Source organism: Novosphingobium barchaimii LL02 (genome assembly GCF_001046635.1).
GTDB lineage: Bacteria > Pseudomonadota > Alphaproteobacteria > Sphingomonadales > Sphingomonadaceae > Novosphingobium > Novosphingobium barchaimii.
The window spans coordinates 250,055-272,809 of record NZ_KQ130454.1 but is presented as its reverse complement, the minus strand read 5'-3'; the positions used below and the strand labels follow the sequence as shown (position 1 = coordinate 272,809).

Annotated in this window: 21 protein-coding genes and 1 riboswitch; of the genes, 12 read left to right on the top strand and 9 right to left on the bottom strand. The window is 64.4% G+C overall.

Annotation, left to right across the window (positions count from 1 at the left end; all coding sequences use genetic code 11):
• Positions 1 to 7: 7 nt before the first annotated feature.
• The 3 genes from edd to V474_RS11775 form a co-directional block, all read right to left on the bottom strand.
• Complete coding sequence (edd, locus tag V474_RS11785) at positions 8 to 1,834, bottom strand: phosphogluconate dehydratase (protein WP_059151689.1); 1,827 nt, start codon at positions 1,832 to 1,834, stop codon at positions 8 to 10.
• Positions 1,835 to 1,970: 136 nt separating this feature from the next.
• Positions 1,971 to 3,413 (bottom strand): glucose-6-phosphate dehydrogenase, encoded by a 1,443-nt coding sequence (gene zwf / locus V474_RS11780; protein ID WP_059151688.1) that lies wholly within the window; start codon positions 3,411 to 3,413, stop codon positions 1,971 to 1,973.
• 135 nt (positions 3,414 to 3,548) lie between these two features.
• On the bottom strand, positions 3,549 to 3,740 hold the full coding sequence (locus V474_RS11775; RefSeq protein WP_059151687.1) for a hypothetical protein: 192 nt from the start codon (positions 3,738 to 3,740) through the stop codon (positions 3,549 to 3,551).
• On the opposite strand from V474_RS11775, the gene V474_RS11770 reads away from it, so the two are divergent.
• On the top strand, positions 3,739 to 4,728 hold the full coding sequence (locus V474_RS11770; RefSeq protein WP_059151686.1) for a sensor histidine kinase: 990 nt from the start codon (positions 3,739 to 3,741) through the stop codon (positions 4,726 to 4,728). The two genes, V474_RS11775 and V474_RS11770, sit on opposite strands and share 2 nt — an antisense overlap.
• Before the next feature lie 42 nt (positions 4,729 to 4,770).
• On the opposite strand, the gene V474_RS11765 is transcribed toward V474_RS11770, so the two are convergent.
• Positions 4,771 to 6,174 (bottom strand): OprO/OprP family phosphate-selective porin, encoded by a 1,404-nt coding sequence (locus V474_RS11765; protein ID WP_059151685.1) that lies wholly within the window; start codon positions 6,172 to 6,174, stop codon positions 4,771 to 4,773.
• 552 nt (positions 6,175 to 6,726) lie between these two features.
• Here V474_RS11765 and V474_RS11760 point away from each other — a divergent pair.
• The 8 genes from V474_RS11760 to V474_RS11725 are packed head-to-tail and all read left to right on the top strand — an operon-like array spanning position 6,727 to position 13,303.
• Positions 6,727 to 7,773 (top strand): substrate-binding domain-containing protein, encoded by a 1,047-nt coding sequence (locus tag V474_RS11760; protein ID WP_059151684.1) that lies wholly within the window; start codon positions 6,727 to 6,729, stop codon positions 7,771 to 7,773.
• Between the two features lie 31 nt (positions 7,774 to 7,804).
• Positions 7,805 to 9,178: a phosphate ABC transporter permease subunit PstC gene (pstC, locus tag V474_RS11755; RefSeq protein ID WP_059151683.1), complete on the top strand. Its 1,374-nt coding sequence runs from the start codon at positions 7,805 to 7,807 to the stop codon at positions 9,176 to 9,178.
• The gene (gene pstA / locus V474_RS11750; protein WP_059151682.1) at positions 9,171 to 10,058 is read left to right on the top strand and encodes a phosphate ABC transporter permease PstA; all 888 of its coding nucleotides are present in this window, start codon (positions 9,171 to 9,173) and stop codon (positions 10,056 to 10,058) included. Before pstC ends, pstA begins: the two co-directional genes overlap by 8 nt.
• Before the next feature lie 4 nt (positions 10,059 to 10,062).
• Positions 10,063 to 10,824, top strand: a complete 762-nt coding sequence (gene pstB, locus V474_RS11745; RefSeq protein ID WP_059151681.1) for a phosphate ABC transporter ATP-binding protein PstB — start codon at positions 10,063 to 10,065, stop codon at positions 10,822 to 10,824.
• A gap of 24 nt (positions 10,825 to 10,848) precedes the next feature.
• A complete protein-coding gene (phoU, locus tag V474_RS11740; protein ID WP_043971257.1) occupies positions 10,849 to 11,547 on the top strand; it encodes a phosphate signaling complex protein PhoU in 699 nt (232 codons plus the stop codon).
• Complete coding sequence (gene phoB / locus V474_RS11735) at positions 11,544 to 12,236, top strand: phosphate regulon transcriptional regulator PhoB (RefSeq protein WP_043971255.1); 693 nt, start codon at positions 11,544 to 11,546, stop codon at positions 12,234 to 12,236. Before phoU ends, phoB begins: the two co-directional genes overlap by 4 nt.
• A gap of 19 nt (positions 12,237 to 12,255) precedes the next feature.
• Positions 12,256 to 12,483 carry a hypothetical protein gene (locus tag V474_RS11730; RefSeq protein ID WP_059151680.1) on the top strand — a complete coding sequence of 76 codons (228 nt, stop codon included), beginning with the start codon at positions 12,256 to 12,258 and terminating at the stop codon, positions 12,481 to 12,483.
• A 7-nt stretch (positions 12,484 to 12,490) separates the two neighbouring features.
• Entirely contained in the window at positions 12,491 to 13,303 is an 813-nt protein-coding gene (locus V474_RS11725) for an IclR family transcriptional regulator (RefSeq protein ID WP_059151679.1), read from the top strand.
• Here V474_RS11725 and V474_RS11720 read toward each other — a convergent pair.
• Positions 13,300 to 14,370, bottom strand: coding sequence for a glycosyltransferase family 4 protein (locus V474_RS11720; protein WP_059151678.1), 1,071 nt, complete (start codon positions 14,368 to 14,370; stop codon positions 13,300 to 13,302). The two genes, V474_RS11725 and V474_RS11720, sit on opposite strands and share 4 nt — an antisense overlap.
• Positions 14,367 to 15,248, bottom strand: coding sequence for a UDP-2,3-diacylglucosamine diphosphatase (locus V474_RS11715; RefSeq protein ID WP_059151677.1), 882 nt, complete (start codon positions 15,246 to 15,248; stop codon positions 14,367 to 14,369). The genes V474_RS11720 and V474_RS11715 overlap by 4 nt, the downstream gene beginning before the upstream one ends.
• A 223-nt stretch (positions 15,249 to 15,471) precedes the next feature.
• On the opposite strand from V474_RS11715, the gene V474_RS11710 reads away from it, so the two are divergent.
• Positions 15,472 to 16,158, top strand: coding sequence for a response regulator transcription factor (locus tag V474_RS11710; RefSeq protein ID WP_043971245.1), 687 nt, complete (start codon positions 15,472 to 15,474; stop codon positions 16,156 to 16,158).
• Positions 16,159 to 16,200: 42 nt separating this feature from the next.
• Here the strand turns inward: V474_RS11710 and V474_RS11705 are convergent, their stop codons facing one another.
• The 3 genes from V474_RS11705 to V474_RS11695 form a co-directional block, all read right to left on the bottom strand.
• Positions 16,201 to 16,776, bottom strand: coding sequence for a TMEM165/GDT1 family protein (locus V474_RS11705; RefSeq protein ID WP_059151676.1), 576 nt, complete (start codon positions 16,774 to 16,776; stop codon positions 16,201 to 16,203).
• Positions 16,777 to 16,871: 95 nt separating this feature from the next.
• Positions 16,872 to 16,991: riboswitch (yybP-ykoY riboswitch) on the bottom strand.
• Positions 16,992 to 17,100: 109 nt separating this feature from the next.
• Positions 17,101 to 19,785 carry a TonB-dependent receptor domain-containing protein gene (locus V474_RS11700; RefSeq protein WP_059151675.1) on the bottom strand — a complete coding sequence of 895 codons (2,685 nt, stop codon included), beginning with the start codon at positions 19,783 to 19,785 and terminating at the stop codon, positions 17,101 to 17,103.
• A gap of 89 nt (positions 19,786 to 19,874) precedes the next feature.
• Positions 19,875 to 21,467, bottom strand: coding sequence for a hypothetical protein (locus tag V474_RS11695; RefSeq protein ID WP_059151674.1), 1,593 nt, complete (start codon positions 21,465 to 21,467; stop codon positions 19,875 to 19,877).
• A 312-nt stretch (positions 21,468 to 21,779) separates the two neighbouring features.
• Between V474_RS11695 and V474_RS11690 the strand changes: the two genes are divergently transcribed.
• Both V474_RS11690 and V474_RS11685 read left to right on the top strand, forming a co-directional pair.
• Positions 21,780 to 22,154, top strand: coding sequence for a hypothetical protein (locus V474_RS11690; RefSeq protein ID WP_059151673.1), 375 nt, complete (start codon positions 21,780 to 21,782; stop codon positions 22,152 to 22,154).
• A gap of 254 nt (positions 22,155 to 22,408) precedes the next feature.
• The gene (locus V474_RS11685) at positions 22,409 to 22,753 is read left to right on the top strand and encodes a TrbC/VirB2 family protein (protein ID WP_059151672.1); all 345 of its coding nucleotides are present in this window, start codon (positions 22,409 to 22,411) and stop codon (positions 22,751 to 22,753) included.
• The last annotated feature ends 2 nt before the right edge of the window (positions 22,754 to 22,755 follow it).

Here is a 22,755-nt window from a genome sequence, read left to right as displayed (position 1 = left end):
TTATCGCTCACAGCCCGGCCAGCTCCAGCATCGAGGAGCCGCCCTGCTCGGCGCCGCCCGCGTTCATGCGGAACATCGCGAACAGTTCGCGACCCATGCCCACTGCCGGGGGAGGGGAGGGCGCAGGTTCGCGGGCGGAAAGGTCCGCCGTTGTCGACAGCGTGCCGTCCTCGGCGCAAAGGCGCACGATGTCGCCGTCCTGCAGATAGGCCAGCGGGCCGCCACCCAGCGCTTCGGGGGTGACGTGGATCGCGGCGGGAACCTTGCCCGATGCGCCCGACATGCGCCCGTCGGTGACCAGCGCCACCTTGAAACCCTTGTCCTGCAGCACGCCCAGCGGCGGGGTCAGCTTGTGCAGTTCGGGCATACCGTTGGCGCGTGGACCCTGGAAGCGCACGACCACGATCACGTCGCGGTCAAGTTCGCCGGCCTTGAATGCCTGCGAGACGCCTTCCTGCGTATCGAACACGCGGCACGGCGCCTCGATCGTCCAGCGCTGCTCGTCGACGGCGCTGGTCTTGAAGGTGCCGCGGCCCAGGTTGCCCTGGACCAGGCGCATGCCGCCATCGGGCAGGAACGGGTTGGAGACCGGGCGGACCATCGTGTCGTCCGTGGTCTCGGGGATGGGAATCCAGCTCAGCTTGTCGTCGCGCATCACCGGCTCGCTGGCGTAAGCGGCCATGCCGCCTGTCGCCACGGTCAGCACGTCGCCGTGGGCAAGGCCTGCGCCCAGCAGCTCGCGGATCACCCACCCGATGCCGCCGGCCGCCTGGAAGTGGTTCACGTCGCCTGAGCCGTTGGGATAGACGCGGGTGATGAGGGGGACCACCGAGGAGAGTTCGTCGAAGTCCTCCCAGTCGATCAGGATACCGCCTGCGCGCGCCATGGCGGGCAGGTGGATTGCATGGTTGGTCGACCCGCCGGTCGCCAGCAGGCCGGCCATGGCGTTGATGATCGCCTTCTCGTCGACCACCTTGGCCATCGGGCGATAGTCCTCGCCCTTGCGCGTCATCGCGGCGAGGCGGTGCGTGGCCTCGCGGGTCAGCGCCTGGCGCAGCGGGGTATTGGGCTGGACGAAGGCGGATGCGGGCACGTGCAGGCCCATCAGTTCCATCATCATCTGGTTGGAATTGGCGGTGCCGTAAAAGGTGCAGGTGCCGGCCGAGTGGTAGCTGGCGCTTTCGCTGGCGAGCAGTTCCTCGCGGCCGACCTTGCCTTCGGCGTAAAGCTGGCGGGTCTTCTGCTTTTCCTTGTTGGAAATGCCGCTGGGCATGGGGCCTGCCGGCACGAAGATCGCCGGCAGGTGGCCGAAGCGCATTGCGCCGATGAACAGGCCGGGCACGATCTTGTCGCAGATGCCGAGCAGCGCGGTGCCGTCGAACATCGCGTGGCTGAGGCCGATCGCGGTCGACAGGGCGATGGTGTCACGGCTGAACAGCGACAGCTCCATGCCGTCGAAGCCCTGCGTCACGCCGTCGCACATGGCGGGCACGCCGCCGGCTACTTGCGCGGTGGCACCCACTTCGCGGGCGAACAGCTTCATCTGGTCGGGGTAGCGACCATAGGGCTGATGCGCGCTGAGCATGTCGTTGTAGGCGGTGATGATGCCGAGATTGATCGACTTGCCCGCCGAGATCGTGGCCTTGTCCTCGCCCGAGGCGGCAAAGCCGTGCGCGAGGTTGGAGCACGACAGAAAACTGCGGTCGGAATGGTTGTCCGCCTCGCGCTCGACCATGTCGAGGTAGCGCTGACGGCTCGGACGGGAACGCTCGATGACGCGTTGGGTCACGCGCTCCACCACCGGATTCAGGCCCGCCGGGTTGAGGTTGCTCATGGATTCACTCCTGGTCTTTTGCGCGGCCCGGTTGATCCGTGCGGCCCCGTGCTCCCCCTTGAAACGTATGGGGCAAGCACGAGGCACGCATCAGCGGCCGATCTCAATTCGAAAGCATGATGCCTTTAAGGCAGGCTTATTCGTGCCATGTGACGCCATTGCGCTCGGCGAGCGCGATGGCGGCCGAGGGGCCCCAGCTTCCGGATGTGTAAGTCTTGGGCGTCTGCTGCTGTTCCTCCCAGCCGGCCCGGATCGCGTCGATCCACTCCCACTGAGCCTCCACTTCGTCGCGGCGGACGAACAGTGTCTGGTCGCCTTCGATCAGGTCGAGCAGCAGGCGTTCGTAAGCGATGCGCCGCTGCGGCCCGGCAAAAGCATCGGGCGTGGTGATCGCCAGCGGCACCGAGCGCAGGCCGTAGCCATTGCGGTCCAGCCCCGGAACCTTGGCCATCAGCGAGAGCGTGATGTTCTCTTCCGGTTGGAGCCCGATGACGAGGCGGTTTGGCACCGTCTTCGCGCCCCGACCGGTGAAGATCGAGTGCGGCACATCGCGGAACTGCACGACGATTTCGGTCGTGCGCTTGGGCATGCGCTTGCCGGTGCGCAGATAGAAGGGCACGCCCTGCCAGCGCCAGTTGTCGATATGGGCCTTGATCGCGACGAAGGTCTCGGTGTCCGAATCCTTGCCGAGTTCGTCGTCGTAGCCGGGCACGGCCTGGCCGCCGATGGCGCCCGCGCGGTACTGGCCGGTGACGGTGTCCTCCACGTTGACCTTGCGCAGGGAGCGCAGGACCTTCACCTTCTCGTCGCGCACGTTGGTGGCGTCGTATGAAACCGGGGGCTCCATCGCCACGAGCGCGAGCAGCTGGAGCATGTGGTTCTGCACCATGTCGCGCAGCGCGCCCGAATCGTCATAATAGCCGACCCGCGATTCGAGGCCGACGGTCTCGGACACGGTGATCTGCACATGGTCGATATGCGCCGCGTTCCATAGCGGTTCGAACATCAGGTTGGCGAAGCGCAGCGCCAGCAGGTTCTGGACCGTTTCCTTGCCGAGGTAATGGTCGATCCGGTAAATCCGGTCCTCGGGAAAGGCATGGTGGACGGCGTCGTTGATGACCTTGCTGGAGGCAAGGTCGATGCCGAGCGGCTTTTCCAGGCCGATCCGCACGTTGGGACCGGCCAGGCCGCTTTTTTCGAGACCATGGATGGTCGCCTCGAACAGGCTGGGCGCGGTCGACAGGAAGATCGACAGGCCCTTTTCGGGGGTGCCCACTTTTTCGGCCAGGGCCTGGAAGTGGTCGATGTCGTTGGCGTCGAGCGGCTGATAGCTCAACCGATTGAGGAATTGGGCGATGCCGCCGCGCCGGTTGGCAGGAAGGAACTGTTCAAGCGCTTCACGCGCGAAATTACGAAAGCCCAGGTCATCCATGTCGGACCGGGCGGTGCCGATGATTTCGATGTGCGAACCAAGCAGACCTTCCGCGTCGAGCGCGCAAAGCGAAGGGAGCAACATCCTGCGGGAGAGATCACCTGTGGCGCCGAAGAGGAGCAGGCGATCGGAAGTGAATTGCGTCACGGATACCTTTCCACCGAACGGTCGCGCTCCTCCTCGCTTCCGTCATGTACCATTGTCTGGCTGTCTTTGGCCCTACGTCCGTTCATCGACGCATGGGCCACGCAGATGCAGCATAGCCACGCCGTCTGCGGAGCGCTAGCCCGCTTGGACCTTGCAAAGCATGTTTTCCAAAGCTGTCACCAGCGCGATCGCCACGAAAATGTCATTTCTCGGGTGTTTGAATACGAATGTTGCAACAAGAATGTAGTGAAACCATGTCACGCGCGCTGGATCGGCCTGCAATTCCGGCGCATGGCCAATCACGAACCACCGGAGAGATACGCGCATGACCATCGAGGGCGTCCACCTCCTCGAATACCTCCAGACCCCGGCGATGATGGTATCGCGCGGTCAGGTTCGCTTCGCCAACAGCGCCGCGAAGGCGCTGCTGGGCGCGCATATCGTTGGCCAGGACGTCCGTATCGCCATCCGCGAACCGCGCGCGGTCGCCGCGATCCTCAGCGAGAAGGGCGGTTCGGCGCGGATCAAGGGGCTGTCCACCGGCGGCTCTGAGTGGGAGGTGGATTGCAAGGTTGCCGGCCCGAACGAGCGGATCGTCAGCCTGTACGACCTGTCGGAGCGTATCAGCGTGGCCAAGGCCCATGCCGATTTCGTCGCCAATGCCAGCCACGAACTGCGCACCCCGCTCGCCAACGTGATCGGGTACTGCGAGACGCTGATGAACCCGAAGGCGGGCGGCGACGAGGCGCTGCGCGGCCGGTTCCTGGGCACGATCCGCCACGAAGCGCAGCGTATGCAGGCGCTGATCTCGGATCTCATGTCGCTCTCGCGCATCGAGGCGGTGAAGCACGAAGCGCCGCACGACAGCATCGATATGGTCGCGCTGGCGCACGAAGTGGCTGGCGAATTTCGCGACGGCACGCAGGTTTCGGTCCGAGCCAACTGCGCTGCTGCAGTGATCGCGGGCGACCGGGGGCAGCTTTCGCAGGTGCTGCGCAACCTCATCGACAATTCGCGTAAGTACGCCCGTCCCGATGGCCCGGTCGAGGTTCTCGTCGAGGCTGCGAGCACGGGCTGGGTGCTGGTTTCGGTGCGCGACGAAGGCGAGGGCATCAAGCCCGAGCACCTGCCGCGCGTGACCGAGCGTTTCTACCGCGCGGACACCAGCCGCAGCCGCGCGGCGGGCGGGACCGGGCTTGGCCTGTCGATCGTCAAGCACATCGTCGAGCGCCACCGCGGCCGTTTCGACATCGAGAGCCGCCCCGCCGTTGGCACGACGGCTTCACTGATGCTGCCGCTGAAGCCCGCTGAATAAAGGTCCTGGCGCCCCGGCAATGACCCGGGGCGCCAAGCTTCCTCAGAAATCGAACTCGAAGCGCGTCGCGAAGACGTTGGCATCGTAGTTGCGGTCGCCCGAGGGCAGGGCGGTCGCGCCGGTGTAGTGCATCAGCGCGTAGTTCACGTTGAAGCGCAGGTACTGGACGGGCGACCACACCAGCGCGGCGATATAGCCGTCCTGCGTGCCGCCCCGGATGTCGCGGTCGTTGAGATCGAGCCAGTCGTAGCGCAGGTTCACCTGCACCGAACCGATGCCGCCGTCGCCCAGCGGGTGTGCCGGCGCGTTGGTGGTGAAGATGCCGCCCTTGTAACCGCGCGTATCGCCCTTGGTCAGGAAATACCCGACTTCGCCGTAAGCGCCGTGGAAGGCCACCGAGGACAGGTCCACGCGGTTGGCGCTCAGGGTATAGTATTCTGCAACGCCGTGCAGGCGGCCCGAGATCGCCGCGAGCTCCGCGCCGTACATCGTCTCGTCCTCCACGTTCATCGCGGGCGTACCGATCAGGCGGGTATTGCTGGAGTGTACGTAAGGGCGCTGGCGATAACGGGTGCTCGCTTCGGTCAGTCGGCCAAGGCGGCGCCAGTGGGCAGAGGCGCCCAGGTGCAGCTGTATGTCGCCAATCTTGGGGGAATAGACCAACCTGCCATCGACGCTGTAACTGTTGTTCTCATCGCCGCCGTTGACACCGTCGCTGCTGTTGGCAAGCGCGGTGATGTCATCGGTGAAGACGCCCAGCTGCGCCATCAGCGCGCCGCGTGTGTATTGCGCGCCAAGGCCGAGGCGGCGCTCGAAGGCGAACGCATCGGTGAAGGCGGCCCGTTCCATTGTGCTGCCCGAGGTATCGCCGGTCAGCTCGTCCAGCGACCAGAAGGCGTTCTGGTTGCCCAGCTGCAGTTGCCACGGGCCGTCTTTGAAGGTGATGTACGTATCTACGAGGTCGACCGCGTTGTCCGACAGTTCCAATTCCAGCTTGTAGGACAGGTGGCTGCCGAACGCGCCTTCGCCGCCGAGGCGGATGCGGCGCATTTCGCTGCCGAAGCCCAGTCCCTTGTCGGCCAGGCCCTTGGGCGCGGAGACGTAGTTGGCGTCGGCCTGAATGCGGCCCTTTACCTTGAATGCCTGGTCGCCCTGGACAATCTGCGGGCTGCCCTTCCACTTGATCTCGGGTTCGTCCGCAGGCTTTTTCGCTGCGTTTGCAGGAGCGGTAGCGGTTGCTGCGAGTGCAGGCGCAGGCGCGGCGGTATCGGCCTGAACTGCTGTTGGAGCGCCGAGACGGCTTTCCAGAGCCTCAAGCCGGGTGCGAAGTTCGCGAATTTCTGCGCGCATCGCATCGGCTTCCTGTGCATCGACGGCCTGCGCGAAAGCTGGCTGCGCGAATGTGGTCGCGCTTGCCGCCGCTGCGACGAGAAGGATGGTACGCATGGGAATTGCTGTCTTTCGCAAGAGGTCCGTCTTGCGAGTGCCCAATATGACCTCAAAGTGACGGTTAAATGACACTTTGGGGACACAAACCCCAGTTGCTCGTCCTGTTTGGTATGGCATGCCCAGTCCCCCGCCGATGTCGTTGTATGTCCGGCCCCTGATCCGATGAGATACGCGATGGCATTGTCGCGGCAACATGGTCGCAAGATTACAGTCTGACTCGCCAACGGCTATCTACGCCGCGCGCAAGGCAAAGCGAGGCATGCGTGCGCCGTGGAGAGGCGCTGCACGAATGTCGCACCCGGCCGAGCCCGCTTGCCATGAGTCGTGGTGGGTTCTAAACCGAAGCCCGGAGCAGGCGGCGGCGCGGCTGTCAGGCAACTGACGGGCAATCAGTCGCGCACGCTGTCACAATGGCGGCCAATTCGCCGGATACCGTCGTTTTTGCCGAACAAAACCGGCGTTGCCCCATCTATGTCACTTTATCGTCATGGAAGTGTCATTGAAGGCCAATAGGGGCATCCCACAGTAGAAGCCCAAGGGGTATTCAAAATGCGTTCGACCAAGACCATCATCTTTGCCGCCGTTTCCGTGGCCGCGCTCAGCGCCTGCGGTGGTTCGGGCAATTCCGGCTCCGGGGCGCGCGATTTCGTGCGCGGCGTCGGTTCCTCGACCGTGTATCCCTTCGCGACTTCCGTCGCCGAGGCTTATGCCAAGTCCAGCGGCAGCAAGTCGCCGGTAATCGAATCGACCGGAACGGGCGCGGGCATGAAGCTGTTCTGCGCCGGCGTCGGCGCCCAGCACCCTGACATCGAGGACGCCTCGCGCCGGATCAAGAAGTCCGAGTACGAGGAATGCCAGAAAAACGGCGTCAAGGAGATCGTCGAGATCCAGGTGGGCATTGATGGCATCGCCTTCGCCGAATCGAAGACCGGACCCGGCTTCGCCCTGACCCCGACCGACATCTACAAGGCGCTTGCAGCCAACCCCTTCGGCAAGCCAAACACCGCCAAGACCTGGAAGGACGTCAATCCTTCGCTCCCGAACGAGCCGATCCTGGTTTACGGCCCGCCGTCGACCTCGGGCACGCGTGATGCGCTCAAGGAACTGATCCTCGAAGCCGGCTGCAAGACCGACGCCGCCACCAAGGCGCTCAAGGACAGCGACAAGGACAAGTACGAGGCAACCTGCCACGACATCCGCGAAGATGGTCCCTACGTCGACGCAGGCGAAAACGACAACCTGATAGTCCAGAAGATCTCGCAGAACCCCAAGGCCATCGGCATCTTCGGCTTCTCGTTCCTCGAAGAAAACCCTGACAGCATCAAGGGTATCCCGATGTCGGGCGTCCAGCCCACCTACCAGACGATTTCGGACTACACTTATCCTGGTGCCCGTCCGCTTTACATCTACGTCAAGAAGCAGCACCTCGCGCCTATCAAGGGCCTGCAGGGCTACGTGGCGGAATGGGTGAAGTCCTGGGGCGCCGACGGCCTTCTCAAGAAGAAGGGCATGGTTATCGCACCAGAGGACGTGCGCACCAAGAACGCGGATATCGCTGCCAAGATGACCCCGCTCGATCCGTCCGAGCTGAAGTAAGCCAAGATAAGAAAGGGCCGGGCGGCCAGTCATGATACTTACAGGAGTTCTCCTGGCCGTCTTCGGCCTGGGTCTGGTCGGCTGGTTCGCCGCTCGGGGCCGGGCCAGGCTGCTCTACACGGGGCGGGGGTCGATGCATTCGATGCCCGCCTATCACGGCTGGCACATGGCCTTATGGATCCTCGTTCCGGCGCTGCTTGCCTGGGGCGTGTGGTCCGCGATCATGCCGGGGCTGGTCGAAGGCGCGGTCTTTGCCGACCCCGCTGCCGCCAGCCTGCCGACCGATCCGATGACGCTGGGCGCGATCGTATCCGAGGCGCATAACCTCGCGTCCGATCCGTCCGCCACGGCTTTCAACCCCGAAGCGCGCGTGCTGGTCGAACCGATCCGCGCCGCACAGGCCCGCTTCGGCCTGATCGGTGCGCTGCTGGTCATGGTCGTCGCGATAGCCGGGGGTGGCTACGGCTTCACCCGCATCCGCGCCGACTTCCGCGCCCGCACCCAGGTGGAGCGCGCTGTCATGGCGCTGCTGCTGGCCGCTTCGCTCATGGCGGTGCTGACCACCTTCGGCATCGTCGGCTCGCTGGTGTTCGAGGCCGGGCTATTCTTCAAGGACGTCTCCCCGATCGCCTTCCTTACCGGCACCCACTGGTCGCCGGCGAGCACTATGGGCGCCAACATCAATGATAACTTCGGCGCCGTGCCGCTATTCTGGGGCACGATCTACATCGGCGCGATCATCGCCATGATCGTGGCGATCCCGCTGGGCCTGATGAGCGCGGTCTACCTGACGCAGTATGCCTCGGGTGCCATGCGCAAGTGGCTCAAGCCGATGCTGGAAATTCTCGCGGGCATTCCGACGGTGGTCTACGGCTACTTCGCCGCGCTGACCGTCGCGCCGATGATCCGCGATTTCGCCGCCTCGATGGGCATGCAGAACCCCTCGACCGAGAGCGCGCTTGCCGCCGGTCTGGTCATGGGTGTGATGATCATTCCGTTCGTCTCCTCGATGGCAGACGACGCCCTTGCCGCCGTGCCGCGCGCGATGAGCGATGGCTCGCTGGCCCTGGGCTCCACCAAGTCCGAGACAATCAAGAAGGTGCTGCTTCCCGCCGCACTGCCTGGCATCGTCGCGGGCGTGATGCTGGCGATCAGCCGCGCCATCGGCGAGACGATGATCGTGGTGATGGCCGCCGGCGCTGCCGCCAACCTTTCGGCCAACCCCCTCGCCTCGATGACCACCGTCACCTACCAGATCGTCCAGATGTTGACCGGCGACCAGGAGTTCAACAGCCCCAAGACGCTGTCGGCCTTCGCGCTGGGGCTGGTGCTGTTCGTCGTCACTCTCATCCTCAACATCGTCGCCCTGCGCGTCGTGAAGCGGTTCCGCGAAGCCTATGAGTAAATCAGACTGGAATTCGCCCGAAGCGGCCCGGCGCATCGCGCGCCGCAACGCTTCCGAGCTCCGCTTCAAGATGATCGGCCTTGGCGCGATTGTCCTCAGCCTCTCGTTCCTTGCCCTGCTTCTCGTCATCATGCTCAAGAACGGCGTCGCCGGTCTCGACTGGCGCTTCCTGTCGGGTTCGGACTCCACCGAAGCCACTGTCGCGGGTGTATGGGGTGCGACCAAGGGCTCGCTGCTGACGATGGGCGTCACCTTGCTGCTTAGCTTCCCGATGGGCGTGCTGGCCGCGATCTATCTGGAAGAATTCGCGCCGAAGAAGCGCTGGATCGAATGGATCGAGGTGTCGATCAACAACCTCGCCGCCGTGCCTTCCATCATCTTCGGCCTGCTGGGCCTGGCGGTGTTCATCAACACGCTGGGTATGCCGCGCTCCTCGCCGCTGGTCGGCGGTCTGACGCTGGCGCTGATGACGATGCCGGTGATCGTGATCTCGGGCCGCAACGCCATCAAGGCGGTGCCGCCCTCGATCCGCGAAGCTGCCTACGGCATCGGCGCTAGCAAGGTGCAGACCACCTTCCACCACGTCCTGCCGCTGGCCTTGCCGGGTATCCTCACCGGAACCATCATCGGGATGGCCCGCGCGCTGGGTGAAACCGCGCCGCTGCTGATGATCGGCATGCGCGCCTTCGTCGCCACCCCGCCTGACGGCCTGACTTCACCGTCCAGCGTGCTGCCGATGCAGATCTTCCTGTGGTCCGACGAAATCGACAAGGCTTTCGTCCAGAACACATCCGCCGCCATCATCGTGCTGCTGGTCTTCCTGCTCGCCATGAATGGTATTGCGATCTATCTTCGCAACAAATTCGAAGTCCGCTGGTAGGGACATGACAGACACAAAGCTCACAGCCCGCAACGTCGACGTCTTCTACGGACAGAAGAAGGCGATCAACGACGTCTCCATCGACATCGACAACGGTATCGTCACTGCTTTCATCGGCCCTTCGGGCTGCGGAAAATCGACGTTCCTGCGTACTCTCAACCGCATGAACGACACCATCGCCGGCGCCCGCGTCGACGGTGAGATCCTGCTCGACGGCGAGAATATATACGCCGCCAGCATGGACCCGGTCGCGCTTCGCGCCCGTGTCGGCATGGTCTTCCAGAAGCCGAACCCTTTCCCGAAGTCGATCTTCGAGAATGTGGCTTACGGCCCGCGTATCCACGGCCTTGGTTCGTCGAAGGCGGACATGGAACAGATCGTCGAGCGTGCGTTGACCAAGGCCGGGCTGTGGGAGGAGGTCAAGGACCGCCTTACCGACGCCGGCACCGCGCTTTCGGGCGGTCAGCAGCAGCGTCTGTGCATCGCACGCGCCATCGCCGTCAGCCCCGAGGTGATCCTGATGGACGAGCCGTGCTCCGCGCTCGATCCCATCGCCACAGCCCGTATCGAGGAACTGATCGACGAACTGAAGGAAAGCTTCGCCATCGTCATCGTCACTCACTCGATGCAGCAGGCCGCGCGCGTTTCGCAGCGCACCGCCTTCTTCCATCTGGGCAGCCTCGTCGAATATGGCGAGACCGACCAGATCTTCACCAATCCGCGCGAAGTGCGCACCAAGGACTACATCACCGGCCGTTACGGCTGAGTGGTGATTTGACAGGGACACGTCATGGTCGATCATACCGTCAAGGCCTTCGATAGCGAGATCGGGCAGCTTCGCGGGCTCGTCGCCGAGATGGGCGGGCTCGCCGAAGTCGCCATTCGCGATGCCATCACCGCGCTGGTCCAGCACGACGAGCAGCTTGCTGCCCAGGTCGTGGCGGCGGATGCCCGCCTCGATGCGCTGGAAGCCGAAGTGGACCGCCTGGCGGTTCGCACCATCGCGCTGCGCGCGCCGATGGCCGACGATCTGCGCGACGTCATTGCCGCGCTGAAGATCTCCGGCGTCATCGAGCGTATCGGCGACTACGCCAAGAACATCGCCAAGCGCGTCAACGCCCTGGAAGGCCGCACCCGGATCGACCCGGTCACCCTGGTCCCGACCATGGCCGAGATCGCCGAGAGCATGGTGCGCGACGTCCTCAACGCCTACGGTTCGCGCGATGCGGCATTGGCGGTCGAAGTCATCCGCCGCGACCAGAAGCTGGATCAGTTCTACAACACGCTGTTTCGCTCGCTGCTGACCCACATGATGGAGAACCCGGCGACGATCACCAGCGCCGCGCAGCTGCTGTTCATCGCCCGCAACCTTGAGCGCATCGGCGACCACGCCACCAACGTGGCCGAGATGGTCTACTACGCCGCCACCGGCGAGTATTGCACCGAGCGTGATTCGCTGACCGACGATACGACGGGCATGCTGGCATGAGCGCCAACGCTTCCGTCCTCGTCGTCGAGGACGACGTCGCCCTGTGCGAACTCCTCACTTGGAACCTCAGCGCCGAAGGCTACGACGTGCGCTCCACCGGTGACGGTGAAGAGGCGCTGGTGATGGTGCGCGAACAGGTACCCGACGCCATCGTCCTCGACTGGATGATCGAGCAGGTGCCCGGTATCGAGGTCTGCCGCCAGCTGCGCAAGGACAAGGAAACCGCGCAGATCCCGATCATCATGGTCACCGCGCGGGGCGAGGAAGAGGACATGATCCGCGGCCTCAAGACCGGCGCGGATGACTATGTCACAAAGCCATTCTCCCCGCGCGAGCTGATGGCCCGGATCGAGGCGCTCCTGCGCCGGGCGCGGCCGTCGCTTTCGGGCAGCGTGCTGTCGTGGGGCGATATCGAGCTTGACGCCACCAGCCACCGCGTTCGCCGCGCCGGCGAGGCGCTGCACCTTGGGCCGACTGAATTTCGCCTGCTGCGCTACTTCATGGAGCGCCCGAACCGGGTGGTTTCGCGCCAGCAGATCCTCGACGGCGTCTGGGGCATGGACTCCGACATCGACGAGCGCACGGTGGACGTTCACATCCGCCGCCTGCGCAAGGCCATCAACCGCGACGGTGATACCGATCCGATCCGCACCGTGCGCGCGGCCGGCTACGCGATGGACGTGGCGTAATCGCCGTACCTCCCCGAGCTTGCTCGGGGAGGTCAGCCACTCATCGCCCCCGCGCCTTGCCGCAGCAAAGGCCAGCGGCATTCTACAGATCCTGACGCCCGGCGAGGCCATCGCCCATTTTTGCAATCCGCGGGAAAAGGCGCTGGTGGAGCATTTCACCATGATGATGCCGCCCGGGCTTCCGGCGAAGCGCTTCCTCGCATATGCCGGGACCTTCGCCGGGCAGGTGCTCCCGGCATTTCAGTGAGGCCGGTTTGAGTAGGGAAGACCAGAACGCGGACGCAGAGAAGGGGGAGGAACGCCGCGGCGGTTCGCCCCAATCGGTTACCCGCGTCATCCGCCTGCTGGAAGCTCTATGTGTCAGTACCGAGCCGGTATCGCTCGCGGACCTCAGTCGCCGTCTCGCGACGCCGAAGAGCAGCCTTGCGGCCCTGTTGCGCGGCTTGGCGGATGAGGATTTCGTAACTGCGGCCGAAGGGGCCTGGCGGCTGGGCCCTGGTGCATTTGGACTGGGCAGCGCGCTTACCGAGGCGAGGCGGCGCTTGCAAAGCTCCGACCTCGTGCGCGCGGGAATGCGCCGGCTGTGCGAGCGTAGCGGTGAAACGGTGCTGCTGGCCGTGGGCGATCATGACGGCGATCAGGTGACCTATGTGGATCTCGTCGAGAGCCCCAATGTCGTGCGCTATTCCGTCTCGATCGGTGACCGGCGGCCGTTCTACGCGACGGCTGGCGGACGGGCGCTGCTTTCGACCTGTTCACCGGCGGCGGTGGACGTCTATCTCAAGCGCGCTGCACTGGAAAGGCTCTCCCCGGCCACTGTGACCCATCCTGCCGCACTGGTGCAGATCGTCGATCAGGTCCGCGAACGGGGCTATGCGCAGACTGTGGACCAGGCGGCCGAGGGCGTGACCGGATCGGCCAGCGTGATCCGCGATGCATCCGCCCGCGTCGTCGGGGCGCTGGTGATCGCCGCGCCCAGCGGCCGCGCGCAAGGCCGGCTGGACGAATTGGGACAGCTGGTGCGGGAAGAGGCTGCCGCGATTTCACGCAGCCTTGGTTTTCGTTAGGCGGCGGAGAGCAATCCGCGTTCGGCATGGTGCAGGGCACCTTCGATGGCGGCCAGGAACTGGTCGGTCGCGCGTTCCCAGGAATAGAGGTTGCCCAGTGCTGCTGCGTCGTTGCGCTCTGCCGTGAGCGCGCCTTCGATGGCGCGGGCCAGCGAGGTGTCGAGGGCGCCTGCCGCCCAGCCTACGCGGTGGTCGACCCCGCGCCCGTCGAGGCCGAGGATATCGATCGGGCCGGTGACCGGGAAGGCCGCCACCGGCGTGCCGCAGGCCAGCGCCTCGATGATGACCAGGCCGAAGGTGTCGGTCAGGCTCGGGAACACGAAGCAGTCGGCGGCGCGGTATGCGCTGGCCAGTTCCTGCCCGGAAAGCGAGCCGAGGAACAGCACTTGCGGATAGCGGCGGCGCAGGGTTTCCAGCGCCGGGCCGTCGCCGACGACGACCTTGCTGCCGGGCACGTCGAGATTGAGGAACGTCTCGAGGTTCTTTTCCGGCGCGACGCGGCCGACGTTGAGCAGGACCGGGCCGGGAAGGGAGGCCATCGCCGGATGGCGCGGGCCGTCGGGGCGGAACTGGGAATGGTCTATGCCGCGGCTCCAGGCCCGCGTCGGGCCGATGCCGCGCTCGCCCAGTTCTCCGGCGAGGCTGCGGGTGGAAACCATCACCGCCTGGCTCTCGGCATGGAAGCGCTGGAGGATGGGCCAGAAATATTCTGCCGAAAGGCCGGTGCGCACGGCGGCATATTCGGGAAAGCGGGTGTGGAACGCCGACGTGAACGGCACACCGCGCGACAGGCACCATCCCCGGGCGGCCCACCCGATCGGGCCTTCGGTGGCGATGTGGACAATGTCCGGCGCTGCCTTGTCGAGCATACGGCGGACCCCGAAGCGCGGCGCCATCGCCAGCCGGATCGAAGCATAGCCCGGCATCGGCAGGGTCAGGAAGCGGTCGGGCGTGACCGTCTCGACCTGGTGCCCGCGGCGGGTCAGATGATCGACGGTGGAGGTCAGCGAACGGACGACGCCGTTGACTTGCGGCAACCAGGCGTCGGTTGCCAGTGCCAGCTTCACGCGGAAGCCTCCGCCAGTGCCTCGGGCATGACGGTGTGGCCGCCGGTTTCGGCGATCCAGTCGATGATCGCGAGGTTGCCTGTCAGGTCCTCCGCCAGCGCCGTGCAGCTTTCGACCCAGTCGCCATCGTTGTAATAGGTGATGCCGCCGAACTCGCGGATTTCCGCGCAGTGGATGTGGCCGCAGACGACGCCGTCGAAGCCGCGGCTGATCGCTTCATTGGCGACCGCTTCCTCGTAGCTGCCGATGTACTGGACGGCGTTCTTCACTTTCTTCTTCATGTAGGCCGAAAGCGACCAGTACGGCATCTTGAAGCGGCGGCGCACGGCGTTGAAGACGATATTGGCCCTCAGCAGCAGGCCGTATGCCTTGTCGCCAAGGAAGGCGAGCCAGCGGGCATAGAGCACCACGCCGTCGAAGGCGTCGCCGTGGGTCACCAGCAGGCGGCGCCCGTCAAGCGTGGTGTGCACTGATTCCAGCGCCAGTTCCACGCCGCCGAAGCTGAGGCCGGCATAGTCGCGCAGCATTTCGTCGTGGTTGCCGGCGATGAAGATCACGCGAGTGCCACGGTGGGCCATCTTGAGGATGCGGCGTACCACTTCGTTGTGGGCGTCGGGCCAGTACCATCCCTTGCGCAGGCGCCAGCCGTCGACGATGTCTCCGACGAGGTAAAGCGTCTCGCACTCCACCGCGCTCAGGAAGTCAACCAGCATGGCGGCATTGCAGCCGCGCGTGCCCAGGTGGATGTCCGAAATCCAGATCGTGCGGTATTTGCGTTTGGGGCGGAAGCCTTTCGGCTCGGGGATGTCGAGCCAGGCCGGAATGCCACTGCGGCGTTCGGCTTCACGTGCGAGAAGGGTGTCTACATTATCGCGCATTGTCAGTCGTCCCCGGCTGTCTGCTCAGGGTCCTTTGCCATGAGGGCGTTGCGTGGGCGTGACGGTTGCGGGTCGGTTCGATGACACTGGCCAGCTTGTCTTTCGGGTTTCACCGCCATGTCATCGATATGTCACCCGTTCGTCACACTGGGGATGCAAAAGCCCGCCCGTGCGACGATCCATATGGGGGCCGTTCAGCCGGACGAAGGGCGAACAAGGGGCGATGCGGCGGATCGACATATTGCTGGCAAGCGAACTCTCCGGGGGCGCGGCGGGGGCGCTGGCGCCTTTCCGGCACGACCAGTTCGACGTGGTTCTCCACCGCTGGACAGACTTTTCCGAGTTACCCCTGATCGAGGGTGCGCTGTGGATCTTCATTGACTGGGTCCTGCCCGAAATGTCGGGCCTGGAACTGTGCCGGCGCCTGCGCGCCGATGCGCTGACCGCCCATGCCCACGTCACCATGGTTCTCGAAGAGGACAACCAGGAAGACCGCAAGCGCGCGCTGCGAATGGGAGCGGACGACTATATGGTTGGCCCGCTGACCCGCACTGCGCTGCTTGACCGGGTGCTGGGCGCCAACCTTGGCGAACAGGACAGCGCGGGCATTCGCGTGGTCACGCAGGGCGAGTTGATGGTGGACGTCGCGGCCTTTCAGGCGCGCTTCCAGGGCAAGCCGATCTCGCTGATGCCCAACGAACTGCGACTGCTGCGCTATTTCATCGAGCATCCCGGGCGGGTGTTCAGCCGCACCCAGCTGATCTCCGCGCTCGGCAAGCAGGAACCGCCGGTGGACGAGCGCACGGTTGACGTGTGGATCGGCCGCCTGCGCCGCGCGCTCAAGGGTGTGGGAGCGGGCAATCCGCTGCGCACCGTGCGTTCGCTGGGGTATGTCTTCGATACGGTGTGAAGATCGCGCCGTCCCGGCTATCCCGGGACGGCGCCAAGATCGTCAGCCCAGCCAGCCGGCGGTCTGCGCCAGCAGCCACAGGCCGATCACCAGGAAGAGCAGCGCCGCTACCGTGCGCACCATGCTCAGCGACACCCGCTTGATAAGCTCGTTGCCCAGGAACACGGCGGGCACGTTGGCTATCATCATGCCGATGGTGGTGCCCATCATCACCGGGACCACGCTCTGGAAGCGGGCGCCCAGCGCGATGGTGGCGATCTGCGTCTTGTCGCCCATCTCAACCAGGAAGAACGCGATCGCGGTCGCCATGAAGGGTCCGAAGCGGCTGGGCTTGGCGTCTTCGTTTTCGTCGAACTTGTCGGGGATAAGGGTCCATGCGGCCATCAGGATGAAGCTGGCGGCGACGAGGTAGCGGAACCACAAGCCATCAAGGAACGAGGCTGCCTGTTCGCCCACGAGGGCGGCGAGGAAGTGATTGGCGATCGTGGCGACGAAGATGCCGGCCACGATCGGCCAGGGCTTCTTGAAGCGGGTGGCCAGCACGATCGCGAGCAGCTGGGTCTTGTCGCCGATTTCGGCAAGCGCGACGACGGCCGTGGAGGTAAGCAGGGCTTCCAAGTCATGGTACTCCGGGGCCGGGCGTAAGGCAGACGCAACGACGCGTACGGAACCCGCCCGGCCGAGCGGAACCGCAAGCGTCATTGGTCTCGCCCGGACGGTTCGACCGTCCTCCTGCGCGCCATGGCCTCTCGGCCAAGTATGTTGACGGCAGGTCCCGCACGAAGCCTTTGCAGACCGGGAGCGCGGGTGGCTACTCCCCAGATGACCCGGGCCCCTTACGCGCCCCGGATGGCCTTGGGAAGCGCAAAAAAAGGCCCGGGTGCATTGCTGCGCCCGAGCCTTTCCAGTTGGAGCGGGAGGGCAGGTCCCTCCCGTTGAAAATCAGAAGGTCACGGCTGCCGAAAGCGCGAACACGCGGCCGACATCGTAGCTGTTGACCTGGATACGGCCAGCTTCGAAGTCCTGATACTCAAGATGCCTGCGGCCGGTGATGTTGCGCGCCTCAAACTTCAGCTCGACATCCGTGCCGGCCAGAGCGATGCCCTGACGCATGACGAAGTCCAGCGTGAAGCCGGGGTTCTCGAAGATATCGGGTTGGCCCGACTGGTTGAGGCCGCGGCTTGTGGCGCGCTTGCTGGCATAGTTCAGCAGAAGCGTCTGCTGCGACAGCTTGCCCTGCTGTTCGAGGCCGATCTGCACGTTTGCAATGTGCTCCGACTGTCCGGTGAGCGGAGCCCCGTTGCGGAAGTAGTCGAGCGCATTGTTGGTGGAGGCGCCGTAGACATCTGTGGTGTCGCCTTCCTTCACCTTCAGCTTCGACTTGGTGTAGGTGTAGTTGGCCGAGATCAGAATACGGCGATCGGCGAAGGCGTCGAAATACTTCTGCGCTTCGATTTCGGCACCGTAGAGGTCGGCCTTCGGCGCGTTGGCGTAAGTCGTGACGAAATCGTTGCCCGGACGGACCAGGAACGTCTCGATCGGATTGTCCAGGCGCTTGAAGAACGCACCCAGCGAAACCTTGTCGTCACGGTTCATGTACCATTCGACGCGGGCTTCTGCGTTATACAGCTGGCTGTCCACGAGCAGCGGGTTGCCGCGGTAGCTGCGGTTGCTGTCCGGGTCGAAGAACGTCTGGTACAGCAATTCACGGAATTGCGGGCGGGCAATCGTCTTCGAGGCGTTGACTCGTGCCTGCAGACCCGGCTGGATTTCGTAGGTCAACGTAAGAGCGGGCAGCCAGTACTCGCGCTCGAGATTGGTGTCTGGGATTGCCGTGCCGGTGTCCGCGATGGGGACGACGCCGGCGAACTGGTTGGCATATTCCCAACGCACGCCAAGGTCGAACGTCAGCGCTTCGGTGAGCGAACCATTCAGCTTGGCGTACCAGGCATGGTTGTTCAACTTGGCATCGAAGATGGCGCCCGCGAAGTCGATCTCGTTCGTGAGCAGGTGGTAATCGACTGCCCCGCCCGTTGCCTGATCGATGAAGAACATGCCCGGCTGGAACAGGACGTCAGGCCGAAGCAGGCCGAAGGCGCTGACCAGGCGGGTATCGCCCTGTGCGCGGATCTGGAAGGCCCGGCGCGAAGTGCGGCGATCGTTGAGCTGGTAGGCATAACCCACCGTGCCCGTCCAGCCCGGCGAGAAGCTGTGCGACAAGTCGGCGCCCGCCGACCACACATCTTCGTCGAGGTCGGAGAAGGTGATTTCGGCATCACCCTGGTTGCCGCCGTCGAGGCGGTTTATGAACGAGTCGCCGAACTGGCCGGAGTTGCTGCGCACGTATTGCAGCGAGATTTCGTAAGGCGCCTTGCGCTTCGAATTGGCGTAGCCACCGCGAACGTCGAGTTCGGTGTCGCCGCCCAGCTTGAACTCGCCGACGAGCTGGGTGTCCAGCAGTTGGCGTTCGTAAAAGCCGGTGTCCTGGTTCATGTAATCGATCGAAGGCGTGGCGTTCTGGTAACCCAGCGCCAGCGCCGTGCGCTTGACCGTGTCGTGGATGTAGAGGTTCGTCCAGCGGATCTTGTTCTCGCCCCATTCAAGGCCGAGGCCGACCATCGCGTTGGCGACGATGCGGTTGTCCGTGACGATCTGCTGGAAGTCCTGCTCGCGGGTGTCGGGATCGAGGCCGGCCACGCGCTGCGTCGTGATGTCCTTGGTCTGCAGCGTGTTGGAATAGCTGCCGGCGGCGATCACGCCCAGACGCACTTCGCCGATGTCGACAAAGGTACCGCCCGAGATGCTGCCCGAGAAGTTGACGGGCTGGTGGTCGTCGCGCTGGATAACGCCGTTGCGGCCGTTGATGAGGGTGCTGCCGATGGCGCGCGCCTCGTCGCTGGTGCCGTTGAGCAGCGTGCCGCTCTTCAGGTAGTCCTTCATCTCGACCGACAGGTTGCGGTTGCCGTTGTCGTAGCCGGTCCAGTCGGTCTTGCTGCCGTAATAGGTATAGCCGAGCTTGTTCGTCGTCTCGGTATCCCAGGATGCGCCGCCGCCGAAGGTCAGGAACGGCTTGTCGGGCACGGCGCGCGTGGTCAGGTTGATAACGCCGCCGCCGAACTCGCCGGGAAAGTTGACCGAATAGCTCTTCTGGACGAGCGATGAGGCGATCATGCTGGTCGGGAACAGGTCAAGCGGAACCACGCGCTTGAGCGGCTCGGGGCTTGGCAGCGGCGAGCCGTTGAGCAGTGCCAGCGAGTAACGGTCGCCCAGCCCGCGGACGTAGACGTAGCCGTTGCCGACAACCGACAGGCCGGTGACGCGGCTGAGCGCGCCGGCGATGTCGCCTTCACCCGTACGGGCGATCTGTTCGGTCGACAGGACCGACACGACCTGCGGCGCGTAACGCTGCACGTTGCGCGAACGCTGGCCGGTGACGAGAATTTCGCCGCCCGGGATCGACACGTCGGGCGCGCCGGCCTCTTCCGCTTCTTCCGGCTGCGCGATGGGCGGCGTGCCGGTGGCGGTGGGCGCTGTGGTGTCGGTGGTGGTGCTATCCTGCGCCCACGCCGCCGTCGGCATGGTCAACGCGCTGGAAAGCAGCAGCGCCGATACGAGCCGCTTGTTCATGTGGTGTCCCCCTGGAACAAAGATTAATGCAAACGAGGGGGCGGCCTTCGCGGACCGCCCCCCCTTTTTGTCGGCTAAGGGCGGATGCCTCAGGTGACGGGCAGCGCCGTGCAGCGCGAGTTGGAGCCCAGCTCTGCCGATGCAGTGTCGCAGGTCCAGCCGCGGAACCAGGTGTCTGTGGCGTCCTTCACGGCGCCGATATAGGTTACCGTGTCGAAGTAGCTCGAGAGCGTCTTGATGTCGGCGTAGGCAACAACGCCGGTTTCGTTGGCGCCGTTGACGAAGGTGCTCGTCAGCGTCGAGGTGAAAGCGGCATTGTTGTTGGTGCCGGCGCCGAACTGCGCCTGTACCTGCGGTGCGGTGTAGCTGCCGGTGCCGAGGAAGGCGCCGGTGCCGCTGCAGGTCATGGCGACCGAGAAGGCCTTGAGCGTAGCGGGAGTGGTGCCGGTGCCGTTGAGACGGATGCACTCGTCCTGCGGAGCAACGACCACACCGTTGACCAGCGTCAGGTCAGCGTTGCCGCGCGCGAAGATTGCGGCATTGTTGGAGTTGTTGTTCACACCCGGCTGGATGGCGGTGAAGTTGGCGACGACGCTCTTCTGGCGGGGCAGAAGTTCTTCGTTGCCGTTGCTGTCGACTTCCATCAGCGAGTCGCCGTCAGCGTTGCGCTGGGCGATCAGGACGTACTGGAAGTTGCCCTGAAGGCCGGTGTCGATGTCGAGGCTGTCATCGTCGGCATTGACGGCGATGTAGTGCTTCATGTTGACCGCGCCGCCGAAGAATTCGGCGCCATCGTCCGAGCTGTTCACGCTCTGGATGTATTCCAGCGTGGTGCCGGTGCCGAGGCCTTCACCGGTAAGGGCCTGAAGCTCGATGTTCGCACCCAGGACGAAGCCCGAGTAGCGGATCTGCACGTAGCGCATGGTGCCCGCGTTGTAGGCGTTGTCGCTGCCGCCGAACACGGCCGGGCTGGATGCGCCTTCGGTGTCGCGCTCGCAGGTCTGGTTGGTGGTCGAACCGCCGGCGGTGCAGTCGGTCGTGATACCGCGGCCCATGAGCACGACGCCGCCCCAGCGGCCGTCGGTGGCTTCCGTGGCGATGCCGCGCACGTTGTCGTAGGTGGTGAAGATGATCGGCTGGGCCAGAGTGCCCGATGCGTTGATCTTGTTACCGCGGTTGACTGCCAGCCACGCCGGCTCTGCGCCGTTCTCGCCGTAGACGATGACGCCCGGCTCGATCGTGAGCGTGACGTTGGTGTCGGCGGTGAGCGAGCGGCCGCTGCAGCTGGCCGTGGTCGTTGCGCGCGGTGCAGCCGTGGTCGGCGCGGTCAGGCCGCCGTCGCATCCGACGTCAACGCGGCCGTTCATGCGGTAAAGGACGCCGGCGGTCTTCGGCAGCGTCGTGCTGGCGTCGATCAGGGTGGGCAGGGTGCACACACGCCACGTGCCTTCGGGGCCAGTGATGGTGCCACTGTTAGTCAGGCCTCGGCTTGCGCCGATCGAGGGGCAGTCGGTGGCCGCTTCGACCAGACCGGTGCCGGGCGTCGGGGTCGGGGTCGGGGCGGGGTTCGTGATCGGAACGTTGATCGAGCCTGCGCCGGGCGAGGAAATGTCGTCGGCTCCGCAGCCGGCAAGAGCGATAGCGCTGCTGCTCACAAGCAGCAGACCAGAAATTTTCTTCACGATGGATCCCCCGTGTTCAGGTCGAAACGAGGCGACGATTCCGCCTTCGTTGCCACCGGGCGTCTAAGGGGCGCGAATGACATTATGTTGGCGCTACGATGACACTAATATGCACTAATACGACACAGATGTGACAAATCCGTGATTAGGACCAGCCAACAGACGTGAGATGCCCCGGATGCCAATCGCGACTCGCGATTTTTGGTGACCGACGTCGATATTGCAGTTTTATGACACTTCCGTCATTTTGTTGATGGATCAGCGATTCGCGCAGACGATGTGAGCTACCAATACGATAAAGGGAGAGTTCTCATGTCGCTTTCAGTCCTCCTTACTGCCGCTCTGATGGGGCAGTCGGTCATCTCTCTTGCAATGGACCAGCCCCGATCCGACGTAACGGAGGTCGCCTACCGCGAGCTTTCCGAGGGCCAGTCGCAGGCAGCGGTGCGCAAACTTGAAGCGAACGGCGCATTGCGGTCGGAAGATCCCGCGGCCCTCATCAACCTGGGGGCGGCCTATATCCGTGCCGGGCAAGGCGACAAGGCGCTGGCAGCCTATCGCGCTGCGGCAGCAACACCTGAGCGTTACGATCTGGAACTGGCGGACGGCAGCTGGATGGATTCGCGCCAGGCGGCGCGCATGGCATTGAAGGGGCTTATGGCGTCAAGGACGGTCGCCACTCGCTGATTCGTCGCAGTTCGGCACCGGGACATCGCAAACTGCCGATCCATCTGCTGCTGTATTCGTGTTCTTCCGGCCATTTTGCCCAGATAATTCAGTCACGAATTGCTCTTGTCGCAAAGAACAGGGCATTTCGCGACTGATGGGCCAGTCACGAATTCGGAAACATCTTGTGATACATGCCGAAACCATGACGGTCTGCCGCGCCATCGTCACACACCTGTCATCCAGGTGGCGCACTTGGCCGTCATACGGAGGACATGGTGATTCGATACGTAAAGTCTTACGGCCGCAAATCGCGCGGCTTGCTCTCCGCTATGGGCACTGTCCCTAGCCTTTTTGCACCTTCACTGGTTCACGCACAGGCTGTTGCTCAAGATCCGGCCGGATCGGGCCCGATCGTTGCGGCACTGGGCTGGCTGCAGGGCACTCTGCTTGGTAACGTCGCCACTGCCGTGGCCGTCATGGCGGTTGCCGCTGTCGGCTTCATGATGCTGACTGGCCGGATGAACTGGCGCTTCGGTGCAACCGTCATCATTGGCGTGTTCATCCTGTTCGGCGCCGGTGCGATCGTCACCGGTATCCAGTCGGCGGCTGTGGGCTGATG